This is a genomic window from Paenibacillus guangzhouensis, assembly GCF_009363075.1.
In the GTDB taxonomy this organism is placed as follows: Bacteria; Bacillota; Bacilli; order Paenibacillales; family Paenibacillaceae; genus Paenibacillus_K; species Paenibacillus_K guangzhouensis.
This window is the reverse complement of the sequence record NZ_CP045293.1, coordinates 1,101,587-1,120,259: the sequence shown is the minus strand read 5'-3', so window position 1 is coordinate 1,120,259 and position 18,673 is coordinate 1,101,587. Positions and strand designations below refer to the sequence as shown.

Below are 18,673 nucleotides of genomic sequence, written 5' to 3'. Positions count from 1 at the left end.
TAGTGCTTATTGTAGTTTTTGAATACGATCCCATTGACTTACGATATCTGTGACACGAACCCCAAAATTCTCATCGATTACGACAACTTCACCTTTGGCAATTAACTTGTTGTTCACCAATATATCGACAGGTTCCCCTGCGAGCTTGTCCAATTCAATAATCGATCCTTGCGATAATTCGAGAATTTCCTTAATTTGCTTCTGGGTTCTACCTAATTCTACAGTCACTTTCAGCGGAATGTCTAATAATAAATTTAGATTAGTTTCCTCTGTCTGTAAATAAGGAGTATTCTGAAAACTAGCAAATTGAACTTGTTGCACATTTCGATTCGCGCCATTTCCAAGCATCGAAGGTTGCCCCATTGGTGCGCCATAACCGTGCTGTTGATAGGCTTGAGGCTGTGCATACATCGGTTGGCCATACATCGGCTGCTGATGCATCATAGGCTGTTGCGCTTGCTGCTCTGCATATGGCATGGACGGTGCGTTGGTAGGCTCATAACCAATCGTAGGATCAACTGCGCTGAATCCTGCATTCGGGTTCATGTGCATGGCAGCTGCTGCCTGCTCATTCGCAGCCACAGACTCATTGGCGACCGGCGTAGGCGCTGGTGCTTCAGGTTCAGCTGCTGCTTCACCTAGTAGCGATGCCACTAATTCTTTGGCAAAAGAAATCGAAAGTAACTGCATAATTGTCGAGTCAATTAAATCGCCGATAATTAAGCGGAACGATACTTTCACCAAATAATCTTCTGTAGGCAGCTTCTGAACTCCTCTGCCACTCTCAATATTGAGAATATCAATCCCTGGAGGCGAGATATTGACGAACCGATTGAAGATCGTCGACATCGACGTTGCAGAGGACCCCATCATTTGATTCATGGCTTCCTGTACAGCGCTAATATGGATATCGTTCAGCTCTTCATCTTCCGTAATCTGACCATCTCCACCAAGCATCAAATTCGCGATGACTTGTGCATCTCTCGTATGTATAACCAGCGAATTGATACCCTCAAACCCATCAACATAGGTAACATGTACAGCCACATGCGGTTTTGGGAACTCACTGCTGAAATTTTCGCGTGAAATGATAGATACTTGGGGGGTCGTAATGTCGACTTTTTTCCCAAGAAGTGTGGACAGCGCAGTGGCTGCACTTCCAAACGTAATATTACCAATTTCCCCCAGAGCATCTTGTTCCAGTGCGGTTAAATAATCATTGATGGATATTTCAGACTTCGAACCCTCATCTGTATATGATGCGGAGGATTGATTCAATAGAGCATCAATTTCCTCTTGAGATAAATAGTCTTTACTCGTCAAATTCTTCAACCCCTTCGCTCACAATTTCATCAATTTGAATCGCCACGCGATCTTTAACGACACCCGGACTGCCAAGAAATTTCAATTTCTCTCCGACGCGGATCGATAGGCCTTCTTCAACTTTTTTCTCTAACGTTATAACATCACCCACCGATAAACTTAAAAATTCGCGTATGGATATCTGTGAATTACCAAGCTCAGCAATCAGCGGCAATTTCGCTTTGTTCACCCGTTGACGAAGCACTTCGACTTCTTCCGGAGCTCTCGATTTCTTCTGAGAGACGAACCAGTGGTGAACCGACAATCTAGACATGATCGGCTCGATGACGACGTGCGGGATACATAGATTAATCATCCCTGTCGTATCGCCGATTTTGGTGCTTAACGAAATTAAGGCAATCGTCTCGTTCGGCGAAACAATTTGCATAAATTGCGGGTTTGTCTCAAGTGCTTCTAGTCTCGGTGCAATGTCGATGACCGTCTTCCAAGCTTCTTGTAGACTATCAAAGGCTCTGCTAAAAATCCGTTCCATCACCATCGTCTCGATCTCTGTCAGCGCACTGATCTTCGAAGGAGCTACGCCGGTGCCGCCAAGTAAACGATCAACCATAGCAAATGCTACGTTAGGATGAACTTCTAGAACCATTCGACCTTCTAGCGGCTCTGCCTCAAAAATGTTCAAAATCGTCATTTTTGGGATTGATCGGATAAACTCGTCATACGGCAATTGTTCGACTTGCACGACATTGATTTGCACAAATGTACGTAATTGTGCTGAGAAATACGTCGTCAAATACCGAGCGAAATTCTCGTGTATTCGTGTCAAACTTCGAATGTGATCCTTGGAGAAACGAACTGCTCTCTTAAAATCGTAAGATCTAATTTTCTTTTGCGATTCTTCCTTTTTCAGTTCTTCTGCATCCATCTCGCCGGAAGATAACGCCGCAAGCAAGGCATCGATCTCATTTTGTGACAATACATCAACCAATCGTTTCACCCCCTTAAAGGAATCATTCTATCGCCAAATTATATGGACGTCATAATAAAATCAGTAATCCCCATATTGATCAACTTTCCATTAGGAAGTGCAGTGTTGATTAGGTTGGTCAGCTTCGCACAGAGTTGATCTTTGCCTTTCGCACCATTAAGCTCCGTTGGCTGCATATCCGCCAAAGTCTTAATGATAATCGGCTTAATAGTGATATCTTTGATTTTATCGAATTCCTCTTTCGTCTTCTTGCTATCAAGTTGGAAAGAGAAGCCCATCATCACGACATAGCCTGTATCAGCCAAGTTCGTCTTGATATCCGTAATTTGAGAAGACACTTCAACGATTTGATCCGCAGTCAATTGTTTTGTCTCTACCTGACTAATGGCGCTGTCTACCTTCGAACTGTTCGCATCCTTAGACCAGTAATTGAACAAGAGAAATGCTGCAACAATAATTAATGTGATGGCGAGTAGGACGGTAATTAGCCATGGCAACATTCTTTTCATGATTGTCCCTCCATTTGCTGAAACTTGATGGTCGCGCCTTGCACACCAATACTGCTTAGGTAATCTTTCATCAAACGAATGATATCAGCTGACTTCTCCAGTACGATGATTTTCTTACCTGTGACGAGCGTAATATATGTATCGGGTGATTCTTCGACACTCTCTATAAGTAAAGCGTTAATCCATACCTGGGAACCGTTGAACCGCGTAAGTGAGATCATGGCTACCCTCCTGTGAGATGCGGAGGGGAATCTCCCCTCCGTTACTTAATCATAGGAACTTATCGTTTCAAGTTAACAACCTCTTGCAGAACTTCGTCCGAAGTTGTGATGATCCGGGAGTTAGCTTGGAAACCGCGCTGCGCAACGATCATCTCCGTGAATTCAGCTGTCAATTCAACGTTGGACATTTCTAATTGTCCTGAAATAATTGCACCCGTTCCTGCTTCCGTGCTGTTCGCATCAACAACTTCGAGCGCACCATCCGGATTCGCATTCGCTGTCATGCGATACAGGTTCCCGCCGATTTTCTCAAGACCCTCTGGATTGACAACCTTAACGATACCAATCTTCGGTCCTTGTTGAATGGTTCCGTCATTCATCGCTAGCATCAGCGTTCCATCTTGCGCTATCGTAAGTCCTGTAACAGTGTCTTCTAAAGGTTCAATCGGACCACCGCCGGATGCAACGACTCTCATCCCGTCTCCTGTCACAATGTTGCGATTCGCATCAATATGGAAATTACCTGCACGCGTCAAAAATGGCTGTTCTTGATCATCTCCAAGCTGAACAGCAAAGAATCCATCGCCGTCAATGCGGAGGTCAAGCGGCTGGTTCGTTGTCATCGCGCTTCCGCCAAGATGGATCGTATCGATCGAACCAACGGTTACCCCAAGGCCGATTTGTTTCGGGTTGATACCGCCTTGACCTGCATCGTTCGGAGCAGATGCGCCGCCAACCGTTTGACTCATAATATCTTTAAACATGACACGGCCTGATTTAAATCCAACCGTATTCACGTTCGCAATGTTGTTACCGATGACATCAAGTTTCGTCTGAAATCCGCGCATACCGGATACTCCAGAATACATCGATCTTAGCATGAATAGATATCCTCCTCATTCTAATCGTATCTTTGTCATACATAGATTGCTTCGGTCGATCCGCAATCCTAGGCCTCCTGATTAGGTCCAGCCCACTTTATGTCAGAACGATTGCACTATCAATTTGTGTGAACACATGGTCCTTCATGGATGATTGGTCCATTGCCGTTACAACCATTCGATTCTTAATGTTCACAATCAGAGCCGTATCTGGCAAGAGAACGAGTGATTCCTTCGCCCCTTTAGCCGCTGCCTTATCGATCGCTGTCTCTAACTTCGATAACTGCTCTGGGCCCATTTGAATCCCTCTTTGGCGCAGACGCATTTCGGCATGCTGGCTGAACCTTACAAAATTACTTTGAAGGATCTCTTCAAAGCTTCCATCATTGACGTTTGATGGGCGTCCTGTTTGTGGCCTAACCCCAGCAGGAGCAATTTTGCCAGTATAAAACTGGCCAACCGTCATCCGATCCGTCATGATTCGCTAGCCCCAGTTGGATTCGAAGGCTTGTCCGCCTCAGGTTGATCACTGTTGCCATTCGTAGGTACATCAGGCTTCGGTTGGTCAGGTTTTGGCTGTTCTGGCTTCGTTTCATCCGTTGGAGGTGTCTTATCTGCAGGATTCTCAATCTTATCAATCTTGCTTAGCAGGATTTCATCAGACCCAACTTTGGCGTATTGTACGCCTTCACGGATAATGATAGATTCCACGATACCTGATTTGATCTCCGGTTTATCGCCTTCGGTCTTCCAGCTGATCTGCTTCCCAATCAAACCTGATGAAGAGCCAAGGGATTGCTGCATCGATGTCAGCAGCTTATTAATGTTCATTAATTGTTCTACCGAGGAGAACTGAGCCATCTGGGCGATCATCTCACGGTCATTGAGCGGCTGCGTCGGATCCTGATTCGTCATTTGCGTAATCAAGATTTTGAAGAAATCATCCTTCCCGAGGGAGCTCTTCTCCTTCTTCGCTGCTGCCGCCACATTCGTTGGACTATAGTTCGGCCACATATTCGAGGTTGAGACCACATCTTTTGCCATTGCATTCACCTACTCTCTTTCTACACCGTTGCATGGAAGGAACTGCCTCGACTTAGCCCATTCAGGCGTATCGCTTGTTCCTCTTGCAGATTCGATTGTAATTGACCGATCGAACCATCTTCTTGACCTGCTGCTTGATTCTTCTGCTGCTCCGCTTGTGCTTGTCCACGATTCGACTGACGTCCATCATGGAACATTTGGGAGTGAAGGTTCTGGTTCTGTGTTACTTCAAGCTTCTCAACTTGTAAGCCCTGAGATTGAAGCGCAGTACGGAGCTGAGCCATCTGTGTATCCAACATATCTTTGGCTGCTGCATGTTCCGTCATAAACTGTGCGACAATGTGACCATTCTGAACTGTAATACGAATGTCCACTTGACCAAGATGTTCAGGGAACAGAATGATCTTAGCTTCCGAAACGCCATTGAATTTCGCAATATCCAATTGTTTAATGAACTGGCTCATCTCAGGTGCAAAGTTCTGCGCTTGGATCACAGGAGCCGCAGGCCGAAGTACCGTTGTATCATGAGCACGTAGTGCCATCTGACCAGCAGTGACAATCGGTGACGCATCTGTGTCAGATGCTGCATTCGTTCCTAATTGATCACCTGAAGAATTCAAAGTTGATTGTGCTTGTTGTAATGTTGTTTGATTCTCGGATGAAACCTTCACAAGATTTCCTACGATCGCTGTCGGTTGCATAGGACGAGCTGACAGAAGCTCCATCGTCTTAACCGCATCCGTATTCACTGCGTTCCCTTTGTTCAAGATCGCTTGCAGCGCTTGAATCAACTGTGTAGCTTGACGAGCTGCATTCGTTGGTTTCGGCGCTGTCGTGTCGTTCGATTGCTCTGTCATCTCACCTAACATCGACTGCAATGTTTGTAAGAATTCCGCACTCGTCGACTTGTTCATGAGCGCTGCTGGTTGCATCTCTGCTGCTCCCTCTGTCTTGACAAGGGTGACGAGCTGGACGAGCCTATCTTGAACCGCAAAACGCAATGTTGCTGGGTCAGCAGCCAAATCGATTTCAGCTGTGTTATTCAATGGCTCCTGTACAATTAGTTGAGGGTTAGCGAGAACGGCTAGAAGCTCGTCGGCCAACTTAATCCATTCTTGCAATTGACTCAATAGATCGGGATTATTCTCAATCTCCCCGTCCGATTGTTGCAGTGAAGCGATAAGTGCTTCAATCAGCTGATCAGTACTGATTTCTCCCGTAGAATCTGTCGCCAATGCACTTTTTATCAAAGATTGTACGTTTACTGGTGCCGTGTTCCCGGTACCACTTGCTGCCTCTTGTCCATTCATCGATTGTCCAAGCACTTGTCCGAAGGTATTACCCGATTTATCCATGCTAGGCGCGCTCTTGGTCGCCGAAACATTCGTCGATTTCGCACTGATCGAAGCTGATGTAGATTGAATCATCATTTCCATCTTTTTCACCTCCTTTCAAGTACGAACGATTACTTGGCTGGCATGATTTTGGATAATAGCTTAGCAGCAATGGCCGCCGTATCTTTATTCGATTTTGTGTCTTTATTCTCTGTCATGGCCGATAAGATCTGGGATCTCGTCGAATCATCGATCGATTTGAGGATAAGCAATGCTTTGTCCTCGCTAATTTTAGCGGTTTCTAGAATGAGGGAAGCTGCGCTTTTAGGCGTCATGTTCCGGAACGTCTGAGTCAACTGAACGTTGTCCAGCTTGTCTTTGACTTTGTTCTTCTCCTCGTTTTTAAGTTTGTTCAATCTCGCTTGTACTGCTGCGATCGCCAGATTCTCGGATGGTTGTGCATCTTTCAATAGAATCGATGCATCCGCCGCGGCTTTCGGTGTCATTTTCTCTAGAATTTTAATACGATCATTTGGTTTCATCGCTTGGAGCACCAGCACTTGCTCGTCGAGCGTCAAGCTTTCCATGACAGGTGCTGCCTTGGAAGGCTGCATCTTCGCATACATGTTCGCTAGACCCGTAATCTGAGCTTGATAGGCTTCGTCGGTTTGTTTCTTCTCTTCAAACTTCTGTTCTGTCTGAGCGACGTTATCTTTCAATGTCGTAATCTCTTGATCCTTCTGATCAATTAATGCCGTTGATTTCTTCAATTCTGCGTCCTTGGCAGCTAGCAATTGATTCAATTCTTCGATTTTTTTCTCTAAATTGTCATTCTTCGCGTTCGTGTCTGTTCCCCCTTGAACCGCCGTCTTGGATGACGGTTCAGGTACGAACTGGTTAACAATCGGGATTTTCTGAGCAATCTCAAGGATCGTATTACGAACTGGGAAATTGAATAACGCCAGCAACACGAATAACAATACAATTGTAAAAATGATGGGTGTCACAAAAAACAAAAATCGTTCAAACCCACTGTATGAACTTTTCTCGATATCCGCTTCTTTCAAACCGATCTCTCCTTCTCGAATCAACGATCTCTTAGAACGCCAGTGAGATCATTCAAGCGTTAACGAGCCGACAAGGAAAAGCGCACGGTCGCCATTTCATCAAGCTCATTTTGCTCGCGAAGCTGCATTTCATAACGAAACCGTTCTTTAGCTCTTTCTCTCGCTTGTTGCCACACTTGCTCATCTTTCATTTTGTCTGTCAAATGCAATTGATTACGTTCGACATCGGTCTTTGCCACTTGAACATCCTTCAATTGATTCCGAATGGATTGCTCGATCCGACTAAGATAAGTCTGCATCGATTGTAGACTCGATACACAACAAGCCACCGTCGCTTCTTGGATAGACTCTAACGCATTCTCTTTCTCAGATTCCAATTGATGTAGGACGGAAGTAACTTGTTGCAGCTTACCGATCGATGCAGAGAGTACCCATTCCGCCTGCGTTTTTTCACTTTCTTTCAGATCAACCACTTTTTGAAAAGGGTAATGAAACCGCACTGCCATTTTCAGCACTCCTTACCTCAATTTCATCGTAACTGTAAATGTAACGATTAACTCGCTCCGAATTGCATGACTAACTGTTCATGCGCATCCTGATAAGTGACTTTCTCATCGACCTTTTGCTTCGTATAACTCCAAATCGCTTCAATATACTCAAGCGACATATCAATTTGAGCATTGGAACCGCGCTGATAAGCACCAATATTAATAAGATCTTCCGATTCTTTGTATACCGCGAGCAGACGCTTCAAATTCTCCGCTGCACTCGTATGTTCAGAATCCACGATGTCCTTCATAACCCTACTAATGCTCGCCATAACGTCAATCGCAGGAAAATGTCCTTTATGTGCAATGGAACGATTCAGCACGATATGACCATCGAGGATCCCCCGTACAGCATCGGCGATAGGTTCATTCATGTCATCCCCATCCACCAGAACCGTGTAGAACGCGGTGATTGATCCTGTAGGCCCTGTACCTGCACGCTCTAGCAGTTTCGGTAGACTCGCAAAAACCGATGGAGTATATCCACGTGTCGCTGGCGGTTCGCCGATCGCAAGTCCAACTTCACGCATCGCCATCGCATAACGCGTCACAGAGTCCATCATCAGCATGACATTCAATCCGCGATCACGGAAATATTCTGCGATCGTCGTTGCGATTAAAGCGCCTTTTATTCGAATCAATGCTGGTTGATCCGAAGTCGCTACAATAACAACTGAACGAGCTAGCCCTTCAGGTCCAAGGTCGCGTTCGATAAAATCGAGCACCTCTCTACCCCGTTCCCCGATTAATGCAATGACATTGACATCCGCTGATGTATTCCGTGCCACCATACCAAGCAAGGTACTCTTCCCTACACCTGAACCGGCAAAAATACCGACACGCTGGCCTTTCCCCATCGTAAGCAATCCATCGATTGCACGAACTCCCGTTCCAATCGGCTCCGCTACACGAGGTCGCTTGAGTGGATTGGATGGTACATTATGCGTCGAATAGTGTGCCATACGACTTGGTAGATGGGATTGATCAAGGGGTTGTCCAAGGCCGTCCAGAACTTTGCCGAGCAGCTCAGATCCAACTTGAACCGTTAGCGGCTTCCCTGTACCAACCACATCACATCCAGGCCCGATCGAGTGGAGTTCACCGAGCGGCATGAGGATAACTTTATTATCACGAAAACCAACAACTTCAGCCTTTAGAGGTTGCGCTGCCTTCGTAGGATAGATGTAGCAGACTTCTCCGATGCTCGCATCCGGTCCTTCCGATTCAACCGTTAACCCAATGACCTGCGTTACCTTCCCATTCACGCGAATGGGATCGATGTGTTTCAAATGTTCTATGTATCGGTCCGCATTAAGCATGATCATCCTCCTGCGAGCGATCATCCTGATGCAGTGCAATTTGAAGCAAATGTTTCTTAACTTCTGTGAGTTGTGTATCAATTCGTGCATCGATGCTTCCATAAGAGGATCGAATCACACATCCCCAGTCGGTTACGGAAGAATCCGGAAGAATTTGCAGCTCAGCTTGAGAATCAATGGATAGAATTAATTCCTCCCGAGCAGCCTGGACGAATGCCAGATGTTCTGGCGCCACGCAAAGCGTGATCATTCCCTGTTCTCTCTTCCGTGTTAATTGCTTACGAATTAATTCCACGGCGTAATCTTGTTCCATGGATAGATGCTTGTCTACGATTTTCTCAGCAATCGCACAACTTAAATTCACGAGAAAAGGCTCCGCCTCTTGAATGATTTGATCCTTGGCAAGATAGGCCTGTTCGAGTATTGCTTTGGCTTCTGCAAGCATTTGCTCCACTTGCTGACGTGTAGCCTCCTGTGCTTGCTCCAGCCCTTCCTGATAACCTCGTTCAAAACCATCTAGCTTCGACATCTCGATGAGCTGCTCGTCCTCTTGACGCCTCTCTTGCCACCATTCTTCGGCTTCAGCTTTTGCAGCCTCAACGATGCGTTCAGCTTCATCCGTGGCATGTCGCACTTCCTCTTCCGCCACGAACGCTGCTTCATCCATAATTTGTTTACGAATCTTCTCGTATTCAGCTTCTCTCTTCGCTTGAACTTCGCTCTCGTCTACGATAGCCATCTCCGGTGAGAGACCTTGCGCATATTGAATTTTCTCAATATACTTCAAATCTTTCACCGCGACATATTGAGATGATTTGATCAAATTAGACAATGATATCATCTCCTCCACCGCGAGCGATAATAATCTCTCCGGCTTCTTCCAGACGGCGAATCGTTGCTACGATGCGGGTCTGAGCTTCCTCAACGTCACGCAATCGCACAGGTCCCATGAATTCCATTTCTTCCTTGAATGTATCCGCCATCCGCTTGGACATATTCCGGAAAATAACATCACGTACCTCTTCACTCGCCACTTTAAGCGCAAGCTGTAAGTCGGAGTTCTCAATATCGCGAATAATACGCTGAATGGAACGATTATCGACATTAACAATATCTTCAAAGACGAACATCCGTTTCTTGATCTCTTCTGCAAGCTCTGGATCTTGAATTTCCAAGGAATCCAAAATCGTTCTCTCTGTACCACGGTCAACCCCGTTAAGGATTTGTACGATCGACTCGATCCCGCCAGCATTTGTGTAATCCTGCGTAACCGTCGAAGATAGCTTCTGTTCAAGGACACGTTCAACCTGACTAATCACTTCTGGTGATGTACTGTCCATAATCGCAACGCGTCTTGCAACTTCAGCCTGCTTCTCTTGCGGCAACGAAGATAGAATGACAGCAGCCTGTTCGAATTGCAAATAGGATAATACTAATGCAATGGTCTGAGCATTTTCGTTCTGCAAGAAGTTCAAGATTTGTGCTGGATCTGCTTTACGCGCGAAGTCAAATGGACGAACTTGCAACGTCGCCGTCAATCGATTAATGACTTCAATCGCTTTTTGCGAACCAAGCGCTTTCTCTAGTATCTCCTTCGCATAAGTGATACCGCCCTGCGTAATATATTCTTGAGCGAGACAAATCTGATGGAATTCCGCTAGAATGGATTCCTTTTCCGTACTATCCACTTTGCGCATATTCGCAATCTCTAGCGTAAGTTGTTCGATTTCATCTTCTCTTAAATGTTTAAAAATTTGTGCCGATACTTCCGGACCGAGAGAAATGAGCAGAATCGCCGCTTTCTGACGCCCTGTTAACACTTGATAGCCTTGATTCTGATTTCTTGCCACCTATGTCACCTCGATTCATCTGCTAACCAAGAACGTAACAAATTAACAAACTCATCTGGTTTTTTCTTGGCAAGGGTTTCTAATTGTTTTCGAACTTGGTTCTCATTCGTTACATTATCAAGATCAATCGAAGGGAATTCCATTGCTGGTTGTAACGGAATATCTTCGAACTCTTCCTGCTGTTTCTTTTTGCGTCGATACACCATGAATCCGATCCCAGCGAGTAATGCTAGAGCAAGCACCCCTCCACCAATCCATAATGTGTTGGTTAATGTCGCTTTTTCCGCTGCTGCAGCTGTCGAACCAAAATTTTGTGCAATAACTGAAACCTTTTTGGCTAATACATCGTCTGAATAATCAAGACCTGAATCTGCTAGCTTCGAACGAACGAAATTGACAAGCATCGTCTCAATTTCTTTCTTCTTCTCCGGCGTAAAGGCCGCTAGATCACCATTAGGCGGTTCGATTGCAACATTGACGCTCAAATCTTTAACCGAAAACGGACTGGATTGAATTTGGTTCGTGATACGATTCACATCATAGTTGGTCGTTTTGGAGCTTTCTTCCGAATTTGACTGACCGCTATTGTCACTACCAGGGTAACCTGGGATTTCTTGTGCTCCTGTCCCAGCAACCCCGCCAGCTTGACTATCTTTGCCGCTGTAAGTTTTTTGAGATTCTTGAACACTGATTTCTATCCCTTTGATCTCGTCTTTATTTACAGGTTCAACAAGTTTTTGTTCAGAGTTCTTCTTATCGAAATTGATCGACGCCCCGACAAGCACTTCAATTTTGTCTGGAGAATACCAGCGGCCTAAGAACTGCTTCACGCTGGAGCGAACATCGTTCTCGAATTTTTTACGAATCTGCATTTGTTCTTCAATCGCGCTAGACATCGTTGCATTACCGTTCTTCATGGAAGACAACAACTCACCTTCATCACTTGTCACGGTGATGTTATCTAGTGCTAGATTAGGAACAGCAGTCTTAATGAGATTGAAGTAGGAATCCACAGATTCTTGACTTGGTCGATAACCAGGCTTGAATTTAAGACTCACCGACGCCGATGCAGCTTCTTGCTCTTCCATACCTGCAAAGACGCTTTCACGCGGTAAATTTACAACCACTTTCGAATCACTGACACCTTGCATCCGATTCAATAATTGTTGAATTTCGCCATTGAGCGCATTTTTGTACTTCACATCGAACTCACGATCCGTAGAACCGAATGTCGAAGAGCTATCCGTAAATGCACCAAAACCCAAAGACCCGTTCTTTACGATCCCTTGTGATGCGATATCAATTCTCACTTTAGAAGCCGATGCGCTAGGAACAGAGATCGATTTGCCATCGGCGCTAAGCTTGTAAGGAATACCGCTTGCATCCAAATTCTGCATCACTGCTGCAGCATCGACTTCATTCAAATCTCTGAAAGCAGTCTCGTACTCCACCTTCGAGAATTGATATGTTAATAGGACAATGACGACGAGCAGAATGCCGATTACTGATAAAAACAATACTTTTTGCTTTTTCCCGAATTGACCCCAGAATTGAGTCACTTTATCTCGATACTGGACAAACTTCTCGTTCACACTGTCACCCCATCCGAAACTTTGCTAAATATGTATCTCTAATTAGATTTGCGTACGCATAATGTCTTGATACGCTTCGATCACTTTATTGCGTATTTGTGTCGTCAGCTGAAGACTAAGCGTCGCCTGTTCGGATGCGATCATTAATTGATCAACATTCACTTGGCCAAGAATGAATTTATCGCTCATTTTATGTACGTTCTTCTCTTGTGCATCGACTTGATTCAATGCATCACCCAAAAACTCACTAAACTGTTTAGTAACTTCTGCTGGTGTTGCAGTATTCTGTGCGATGTTCGTTGTCAGCTTCGGCGTTACGCCTGCCAACAAATTATTCTGAATCATCATTTCCCCCCCGTTCGATCGAGATAATGTTATTTACCAATCTCAAGTGCTTTCATAAACATCGACTTCGATGCATTTAGTGCCGTTACGTTCGACTCATAAGCCCTTGTCGCAGAAATCATATCCACCATTTCCTTCAGTACATCAACGTTAGGCATACTCACGTATCCATTCGAATCTGCATCAGGATGCGTTGGATTATAGACTTGCTTGAATGGCGCCTGATCTTCTTTGATTTGAGTAATTTTCACTCCCTTTCCGACATCTGGCTCACCGAGCTCAGACTGAAGCGCGCTCGCGAAGCTTCCCTCCTGATATGGCTGCATGACAACCATCTTCCGTCGATAAGGTTCGAATTTACCATCAACATACCTGCCACGCGTAGTCTCCGCATTCGCAATATTGGAACTGACGACATCCATTCGCAGACGCTGAGCGGTCAATGCAGAAGCACTAATATTAAAGCTGTTACTAATGTTCAAGACCATTATCTCCCTTCGAGTACGACGCGTTTCATCTTAATATCGTGATTGAGTTGTTGAATGAGGGCATTATACTTCAATTGGTTTTGAGCTAGCTGTGACATTTCTTTATCCATGTCGACATTGTTGAGATTATTGTTGTACACCGTTGTCTCATCCGTAGTCACTTGAGGTGATACCATCGAACCGGACTGGGGTCCGATATAGAAATGCCGGGAATCCGTCCGATTGCCGATGAGTGAAGAGGAATTTCGATCCATTTCTTGTTCCAACATACTTTCGAAGGAGACGTCAGATCTCTTGAAATTCGGCGTATCTGCATTGGCAATGTTGTTCGCAATGACTTTCTGGCGTAAATTCGAGGTGTCGATCGCGCCTTGTAAGCGTTCAAAGCTTGCGCCGCTAAGCAAATTCACAATTTTCCCCACTTTCATTTTAAATTAGCAATAATAAAATTCTACAAAATTCCTGGATATCCTCCTTAATTCGACAATATTTTAGTGGCAAATTGTCGTGTAATAAAAAATATGCAGAAATATGTATACTGGCAGTATATCATAATATTCTGTGAGTTTACCTTTTTTCACAATAAGCAAAAAGCCCTATCTTTCGTCGAAAGATAGGACTCTTGTCGTTCTATATAAACCTTAATATACACTTAACATTTTAACGGGTAATATGACTTATAAATTGGTCATTGATGATCTTAATATAGGTCCCTTTCATTCCGAGTGAACGTGTCTCGATGACGCCCGCACCTTCCAGCTTGCGCAGCGCGTTGACAATAACGGAACGGGTTATTCCCGCGCGGTCCGCAACTTTGGACGCCACAAGCAACCCCTCGTTACCTGTTAATTCATGGACAATATGTTCGACCGCATCCAGTTCGCTGTAAGTGAGCGAATTGACCGCAGATAGCACTGCAGACTTATTGCGAGTCTCGACTTCATGCTCGTCAGCAAGGTCTCGACTAATTTCCATTCCCACAATAGCAGATCCAAATTCCGCCAAAACGAGATCATCATCCTGAAACAGTGCTTTTGGACTCGTTAGTACAATAGTACCAATTCTTTCCCCGCGACCTATTATTGGAACAACAGTTACAATCGAATGGGAGAAAAATGCCGAAATTTGATTCAATCCTTCTTGATTCTGCATCCCTGCATCGGTGTTTCTTGCCGTATTGTCAAAAGAAAGAAGCAATTGATTGATTTCTTCTGGAATACGCACATCATTTGCTGTCTGCTCCAGGGCGTGTAAATCCGACTCATCCATGACCCCATATCCAAGTACTTTGCCTTTTTGGCTCACAACATAGATATTGGCCTGAATGGCATCTCGCAGGATCTCCGACATTTCACGGAAATTGACAGCCTTGCCATCTGCACGCTGCAGCAGTTTGTTCAAAGCACGTGTGTTGGCGAGTAATGTCACCTCGTAACCTCCTAGTTCAACTTATGAATCACAGTATATACTGACTGAGATCACGATTCTGTGCAATATCCCCTAATTTCTCACGGACATACTCTGGCGTAATCGTCATCTTGTCTAGCGTCAATTCTGGCGCCTCAAACGATAAATCCTCTAATAACTTCTCAAGGATCGTATGCAGTCTACGTGCGCCAATATTTTCTGTATTCTGATTCACCGTTGCAGCAATATGCGCAATCTCCCGTATGGCTTCCGCGGAAAATTCAATTTCAATATCTTCTGTGCGCAGAAGATCAGCGTATTGCTTCGTTAATGCGTTCTTCGGCTCCGTTAAAATCGATACAAAATCATCCAGGGATAAGCTGCTAAGCTCAACCCGAATCGGGAATCGACCTTGAAGCTCTGGGATCAGATCCGAAGGCTTCGCAATATGGAAGGCTCCTGCTGCGATAAACAAGATATAGTCCGTCTTCACAGGCCCGTATTTGGTCATGATCGTTGATCCTTCTACGATAGGCAGGATATCACGCTGTACGCCTTCTCGTGACACATCTGGACCCGATCCTCGGCCTGCACTAGCAACTTTATCGATCTCATCAATAAAAATAATGCCAGATTGCTCTGCTCTTCGAATAGACTCTTGCGTCACATCATCCATATCAACCAATTTTCCGGCTTCTTCTTGAATCAACACTTTGCGTGCCTCTTTAATCGATAATTTACGGCGTTTCGTTCGTTTAGGCATCAAGCTGCCGAACATTTCTTGCATATTCATGCCCATCTGTTCATTCCCTTGACCAGCGAACATATCCATCATATTCGGCGCCGCATCCTCGACGTCAATCTCAATTGTATCATTCTCAAGCTTGCCAGCAAGCAGATTAAAACGTACTTGACGGCGACGCTCAGTAACATTCGAATCTTGCGGCTCTGCCTCTTCCTGCTGTTGCGTATTCCCATTATTACCGAATAACATTTCGAATGGATTCTTCTGATTCTTGTTCTTCGACGCTGACGGAACGAGGATTTGAACAATTCGCTCGTTAGCCATTTCTTCTGCCTTGTCCTTCACCTGTTCCATTCGTTCTGACTTCACCATACGAATCGCAGTCTCGATTAGATCACGGACCATCGATTCTACATCACGGCCCACATAACCGACCTCTGTAAATTTCGTTGCTTCAACCTTCACGAATGGCGCTTGAACCAATTTCGCGAGTCTGCGAGCGATTTCTGTCTTCCCCACCCCAGTTGGTCCAATCATCAAAATATTTTTCGGCACAATTTCATCTCGAAGCGACTCATCGAGCAAGCTTCGACGATAACGATTCCGTAATGCAACAGCAACCGATTTTTTCGCCTTTTTCTGGCCAACAATATACTTATCCAATTCCGCAACGATCTGACGCGGTGTTAATGATTGATTACTCATCTTCATCCCTCCAACTCAATCGTTCATCTCGCCTTAATAGCATTTTCTCATATTTCCTCGACGATAATATTACCGTTCGTATATACGCAGATCTCCGAAGCAATTTGAAGCGACGCCTTCGCCATCTCCTTGGCTTCCATCTCTGGGGCATGACGCTGTAATGCTCGCGCTGCTGATAATGCAAATGATCCGCCTGATCCGATCGCAAGAATGCCATCATCTGGCTCGATAATCTCACCATTCCCCGAGATCAATAACAATCCACTATGATCCATTACGATCATCATGGCTTCAAGTTTCCGAAGAACGCGATCTGAGCGCCATTCTTTGGCGAGTTCAACTGCAGAACGCTGAAGGTTTCCATGATGTTCTTCCAGCTTGCCTTCAAATTTCTCGAATAGCGTAATCGCATCCGCTACGGAACCTGCGAAGCCTGCAACAACTTGCCCACGATATAGTCTACGGACCTTTTTCGCGTGCTGCTTCATCACCATTGCATTACCGAAAGTCACTTGACCGTCTCCTGCAATAGCTCCCTTCCCTTGATGTCGTACGGCACAAATCGTCGTTGCGTGAAATGCCATTTCCATAAGGCAATCTCCCTCCTAAAGTAACCCCACCAAGTGGGGATATGGCTTCGAAGTCGATAGAGGCGCATTACATGGACCCCCACCCGACATCAAAAGCCTTTTCCTAAACAAAGAAACAGCTACGAGCAGCTGCTTCTTAAAGTGTCATCAATCTCGATATATTAAGTATAAATGAGTTGGTGCTCTTGTGCAAAATTACGGACCGTATCGAGCGCTCGATTCGCAATCATTTCGTTCTTTTCTTTCTTATTACGAATACGTTTCTCCAGCGGAGGAACAAGCCCGAAATTTGCATTCATCGGTTGGAAATGCTCAGGATCTGCATTCGTGATGTAATGCGCCATACTTCCAAGTGTAGATTCTTGCGGGAAAACAAGGCATTCCTGCTGCTTCGCATAACGAGCCGCATTAAGCCCTGCAATCAGACCGGAAGCCGCAGATTCTACATAACCTTCAACGCCTGTCATTTGTCCAGCAAAGAAGAGATTATCCCGCCCTTTGAACTGGTAAGTCGGTCTTAGCAATCTCGGCGAGTTAACGAACGTGTTGCGGTGCATAACGCCATAGCGAACAAATTCAGCATTCTCAAGCCCAGGAATGAGGGAGAAGACCCGCTTCTGTTCGCCCCATTTCAAATGTGTCTGGAAACCGACCATATTATAAAGGGTGCCTGCAGCGTTGTCTTGACGAAGCTGAACAACAGCATGAGGAAGTTGTCCGGTGTGCGGGTTCACAAGACCAACCGGTTTCATTGGGCCGAACAGCGCCGTCTGCTTCCCACGTTTCATCATGACTTCAATCGGCATACAGCCTTCAAAATAAATTTCTTTCTCAAACTCTTTGAGCGCTGCTGTCTCAGCCGATATCAAGGCATCATAGAAAACATTAAATTCCTCTTCCGTCATGGGGCAATTGAGGTATGCAGCCTCCCCTTTATCATAACGCGAAGCAAGGTACACCTTGTTCATGTCGATGGAATCCTTCTCGATGATTGGCGCTGCAGCATCGTAGAAGTAGAAATATTCTTCCCCTAGCAATCCTTTAATTTGTGCAGAGAGACTTGGTGAAGTTAAAGGTCCCGTAGCGATCACGGTGATGCCATCCTGCGGGATTTCTTGCACTTCTTCATTGCGAACTTCGATCAGTGGATGATTACGCAGCGTATTCGTGATCTCATCTCCGAAACCATCGCGGTCTACCGCTAAGGCTCCTCCAGCAGGTACAGCATTGCGATCAGCCGCACCAATAATAAGGGAGTTCAACATACGCATTTCTTCTTTAATCACACCCACCGCGTTACTGAGTCCGTTTGCGCGCAGCGAGTTACTGCATACGAGCTCTGCAAATTTATCTGTATGATGCGCTGGTGTTTTTTGCACAGGGCGCATTTCATATAATGTAACGGGTACACCTTGACTCGCGATCTGCCACGCCGCTTCACTTCCTGCTAATCCTGCTCCGATGACGGTAACTCTTTGTTGTTCTGACAATGTTGGTTCCTCCTTGAGGTGTGGGGGCTTCCCCCACTACCCCCTTATACAATTTATTTAATCATTAACTATTTATTACTTTTAAAATATCATTTCAACCCCCTAAATCCCCCTTCACGAAGGGGGACCCCGAGGGCTACGCCCTCTGGACACCCTGAACTGGGCTTGAGAGTAACTTTTACACGTTTTTATTTCTATCGTGAAATGAGCGCTTTCGCCGAAACAGT

21 protein-coding genes are annotated in these 18,673 nt (G+C 45.3%); all 21 read right to left on the bottom strand.

Features of this window, described 5'->3' with window-relative positions:
- Positions 1–6: 6 nt before the first annotated feature.
- Entirely contained in the window at positions 7–1,323 is a 1,317-nt protein-coding gene (gene fliY, locus GCU39_RS04915; RefSeq protein WP_152392479.1) for a flagellar motor switch phosphatase FliY, read from the bottom strand.
- Positions 1,313–2,311 (bottom strand): flagellar motor switch protein FliM, encoded by a 999-nt coding sequence (fliM, locus tag GCU39_RS04910; RefSeq protein ID WP_152392478.1) that lies wholly within the window; start codon positions 2,309–2,311, stop codon positions 1,313–1,315. Before fliM ends, fliY begins: the two co-directional genes overlap by 11 nt.
- A gap of 38 nt (positions 2,312–2,349) precedes the next feature.
- Positions 2,350–2,820: a flagellar basal body-associated FliL family protein gene (locus tag GCU39_RS04905; protein ID WP_152392477.1), complete on the bottom strand. Its 471-nt coding sequence runs from the start codon at positions 2,818–2,820 to the stop codon at positions 2,350–2,352.
- Positions 2,817–3,041, bottom strand: a complete 225-nt coding sequence (locus GCU39_RS04900) for a flagellar FlbD family protein (protein ID WP_152392476.1) — start codon at positions 3,039–3,041, stop codon at positions 2,817–2,819. Before GCU39_RS04900 ends, GCU39_RS04905 begins: the two co-directional genes overlap by 4 nt.
- Positions 3,042–3,100: 59 nt before the next feature.
- Positions 3,101–3,922, bottom strand: coding sequence for a flagellar basal body rod protein FlgG (gene flgG / locus GCU39_RS04895; RefSeq protein WP_152392475.1), 822 nt, complete (start codon positions 3,920–3,922; stop codon positions 3,101–3,103).
- Positions 3,923–4,019: 97 nt separating this feature from the next.
- On the bottom strand, positions 4,020–4,400 hold the full coding sequence (locus tag GCU39_RS04890; protein ID WP_152392474.1) for a TIGR02530 family flagellar biosynthesis protein: 381 nt from the start codon (positions 4,398–4,400) through the stop codon (positions 4,020–4,022).
- Entirely contained in the window at positions 4,397–4,966 is a 570-nt protein-coding gene (locus GCU39_RS04885; RefSeq protein WP_152392473.1) for a flagellar hook capping FlgD N-terminal domain-containing protein, read from the bottom strand. Before GCU39_RS04885 ends, GCU39_RS04890 begins: the two co-directional genes overlap by 4 nt.
- A 20-nt stretch (positions 4,967–4,986) precedes the next feature.
- Positions 4,987–6,402 (bottom strand): flagellar hook-length control protein FliK, encoded by a 1,416-nt coding sequence (locus GCU39_RS04880; RefSeq protein ID WP_152392472.1) that lies wholly within the window; start codon positions 6,400–6,402, stop codon positions 4,987–4,989.
- Positions 6,403–6,431: 29 nt separating this feature from the next.
- Complete coding sequence (locus tag GCU39_RS04875; protein ID WP_227793445.1) at positions 6,432–7,367, bottom strand: MotE family protein; 936 nt, start codon at positions 7,365–7,367, stop codon at positions 6,432–6,434.
- A 59-nt stretch (positions 7,368–7,426) separates the two neighbouring features.
- Entirely contained in the window at positions 7,427–7,873 is a 447-nt protein-coding gene (fliJ, locus tag GCU39_RS04870) for a flagellar export protein FliJ (protein ID WP_152392471.1), read from the bottom strand.
- A gap of 47 nt (positions 7,874–7,920) precedes the next feature.
- Positions 7,921–9,240: a flagellar protein export ATPase FliI gene (fliI, locus tag GCU39_RS04865; protein WP_152392470.1), complete on the bottom strand. Its 1,320-nt coding sequence runs from the start codon at positions 9,238–9,240 to the stop codon at positions 7,921–7,923.
- Positions 9,227–10,066, bottom strand: a complete 840-nt coding sequence (locus GCU39_RS04860) for a FliH/SctL family protein (RefSeq protein ID WP_152392469.1) — start codon at positions 10,064–10,066, stop codon at positions 9,227–9,229. Before GCU39_RS04860 ends, fliI begins: the two co-directional genes overlap by 14 nt.
- Positions 10,059–11,084, bottom strand: a complete 1,026-nt coding sequence (fliG, locus tag GCU39_RS04855) for a flagellar motor switch protein FliG (RefSeq protein WP_152392468.1) — start codon at positions 11,082–11,084, stop codon at positions 10,059–10,061. The genes GCU39_RS04860 and fliG overlap by 8 nt, the downstream gene beginning before the upstream one ends.
- A 5-nt stretch (positions 11,085–11,089) precedes the next feature.
- Positions 11,090–12,676: a flagellar basal-body MS-ring/collar protein FliF gene (fliF, locus tag GCU39_RS04850; RefSeq protein WP_152392467.1), complete on the bottom strand. Its 1,587-nt coding sequence runs from the start codon at positions 12,674–12,676 to the stop codon at positions 11,090–11,092.
- Positions 12,677–12,718: 42 nt separating this feature from the next.
- Positions 12,719–13,021, bottom strand: a complete 303-nt coding sequence (gene fliE / locus GCU39_RS04845; RefSeq protein WP_152397092.1) for a flagellar hook-basal body complex protein FliE — start codon at positions 13,019–13,021, stop codon at positions 12,719–12,721.
- 29 nt (positions 13,022–13,050) lie between these two features.
- Positions 13,051–13,503: a flagellar basal body rod protein FlgC gene (flgC, locus tag GCU39_RS04840; protein ID WP_152392466.1), complete on the bottom strand. Its 453-nt coding sequence runs from the start codon at positions 13,501–13,503 to the stop codon at positions 13,051–13,053.
- Between the two features lie 5 nt (positions 13,504–13,508).
- Positions 13,509–13,919: a flagellar basal body rod protein FlgB gene (flgB, locus tag GCU39_RS04835; protein WP_152397091.1), complete on the bottom strand. Its 411-nt coding sequence runs from the start codon at positions 13,917–13,919 to the stop codon at positions 13,509–13,511.
- Positions 13,920–14,169: 250 nt separating this feature from the next.
- Positions 14,170–14,937, bottom strand: coding sequence for a GTP-sensing pleiotropic transcriptional regulator CodY (gene codY / locus GCU39_RS04830; protein WP_152392465.1), 768 nt, complete (start codon positions 14,935–14,937; stop codon positions 14,170–14,172).
- A 28-nt stretch (positions 14,938–14,965) separates the two neighbouring features.
- Complete coding sequence (gene hslU, locus GCU39_RS04825; RefSeq protein ID WP_152392464.1) at positions 14,966–16,366, bottom strand: ATP-dependent protease ATPase subunit HslU; 1,401 nt, start codon at positions 16,364–16,366, stop codon at positions 14,966–14,968.
- A gap of 47 nt (positions 16,367–16,413) precedes the next feature.
- Positions 16,414–16,956 carry an ATP-dependent protease subunit HslV gene (gene hslV, locus GCU39_RS04820; RefSeq protein ID WP_152392463.1) on the bottom strand — a complete coding sequence of 181 codons (543 nt, stop codon included), beginning with the start codon at positions 16,954–16,956 and terminating at the stop codon, positions 16,414–16,416.
- Positions 16,957–17,117: 161 nt separating this feature from the next.
- A complete protein-coding gene (trmFO, locus tag GCU39_RS04815) occupies positions 17,118–18,446 on the bottom strand; it encodes an FADH(2)-oxidizing methylenetetrahydrofolate--tRNA-(uracil(54)-C(5))-methyltransferase TrmFO (protein WP_152392462.1) in 1,329 nt (442 codons plus the stop codon).
- Positions 18,447–18,673 lie beyond the last annotated feature (227 nt).

Bases quoted from the DNA above. Each gene is read 5' to 3' on its own strand.
- GCU39_RS04885 (WP_152392473.1), bottom strand. From the start codon at position 4,966: ATGGCAAAAGATGTGGTCTCAACCTCGAATATGTGGCCGAACTATAGT.
- GCU39_RS04890 (WP_152392474.1), bottom strand. From the start codon at position 4,400: ATGACGGATCGGATGACGGTTGGCCAGTTTTATACTGGCAAAATTGCT.
- GCU39_RS04900 (WP_152392476.1), bottom strand. From the start codon at position 3,041: ATGATCTCACTTACGCGGTTCAACGGTTCCCAGGTATGGATTAACGCT.
- GCU39_RS04880 (WP_152392472.1), bottom strand. From the start codon at position 6,402: ATGGAAATGATGATTCAATCTACATCAGCTTCGATCAGTGCGAAATCG.
- hslV (WP_152392463.1), bottom strand. From the start codon at position 16,956: ATGGAAATGGCATTTCACGCAACGACGATTTGTGCCGTACGACATCAA.
- fliI (WP_152392470.1), bottom strand. From the start codon at position 9,240: ATGATCATGCTTAATGCGGACCGATACATAGAACATTTGAAACACATC.
- hslU (WP_152392464.1), bottom strand. From the start codon at position 16,366: ATGAGTAATCAATCATTAACACCGCGTCAGATCGTTGCGGAATTGGAT.
- flgG (WP_152392475.1), bottom strand. From the start codon at position 3,922: ATGCTAAGATCGATGTATTCTGGAGTATCCGGTATGCGCGGATTTCAG.
- fliJ (WP_152392471.1), bottom strand. From the start codon at position 7,873: ATGGCAGTGCGGTTTCATTACCCTTTTCAAAAAGTGGTTGATCTGAAA.
- GCU39_RS04905 (WP_152392477.1), bottom strand. From the start codon at position 2,820: ATGAAAAGAATGTTGCCATGGCTAATTACCGTCCTACTCGCCATCACA.
- fliE (WP_152397092.1), bottom strand. From the start codon at position 13,021: ATGATTCAGAATAATTTGTTGGCAGGCGTAACGCCGAAGCTGACAACG.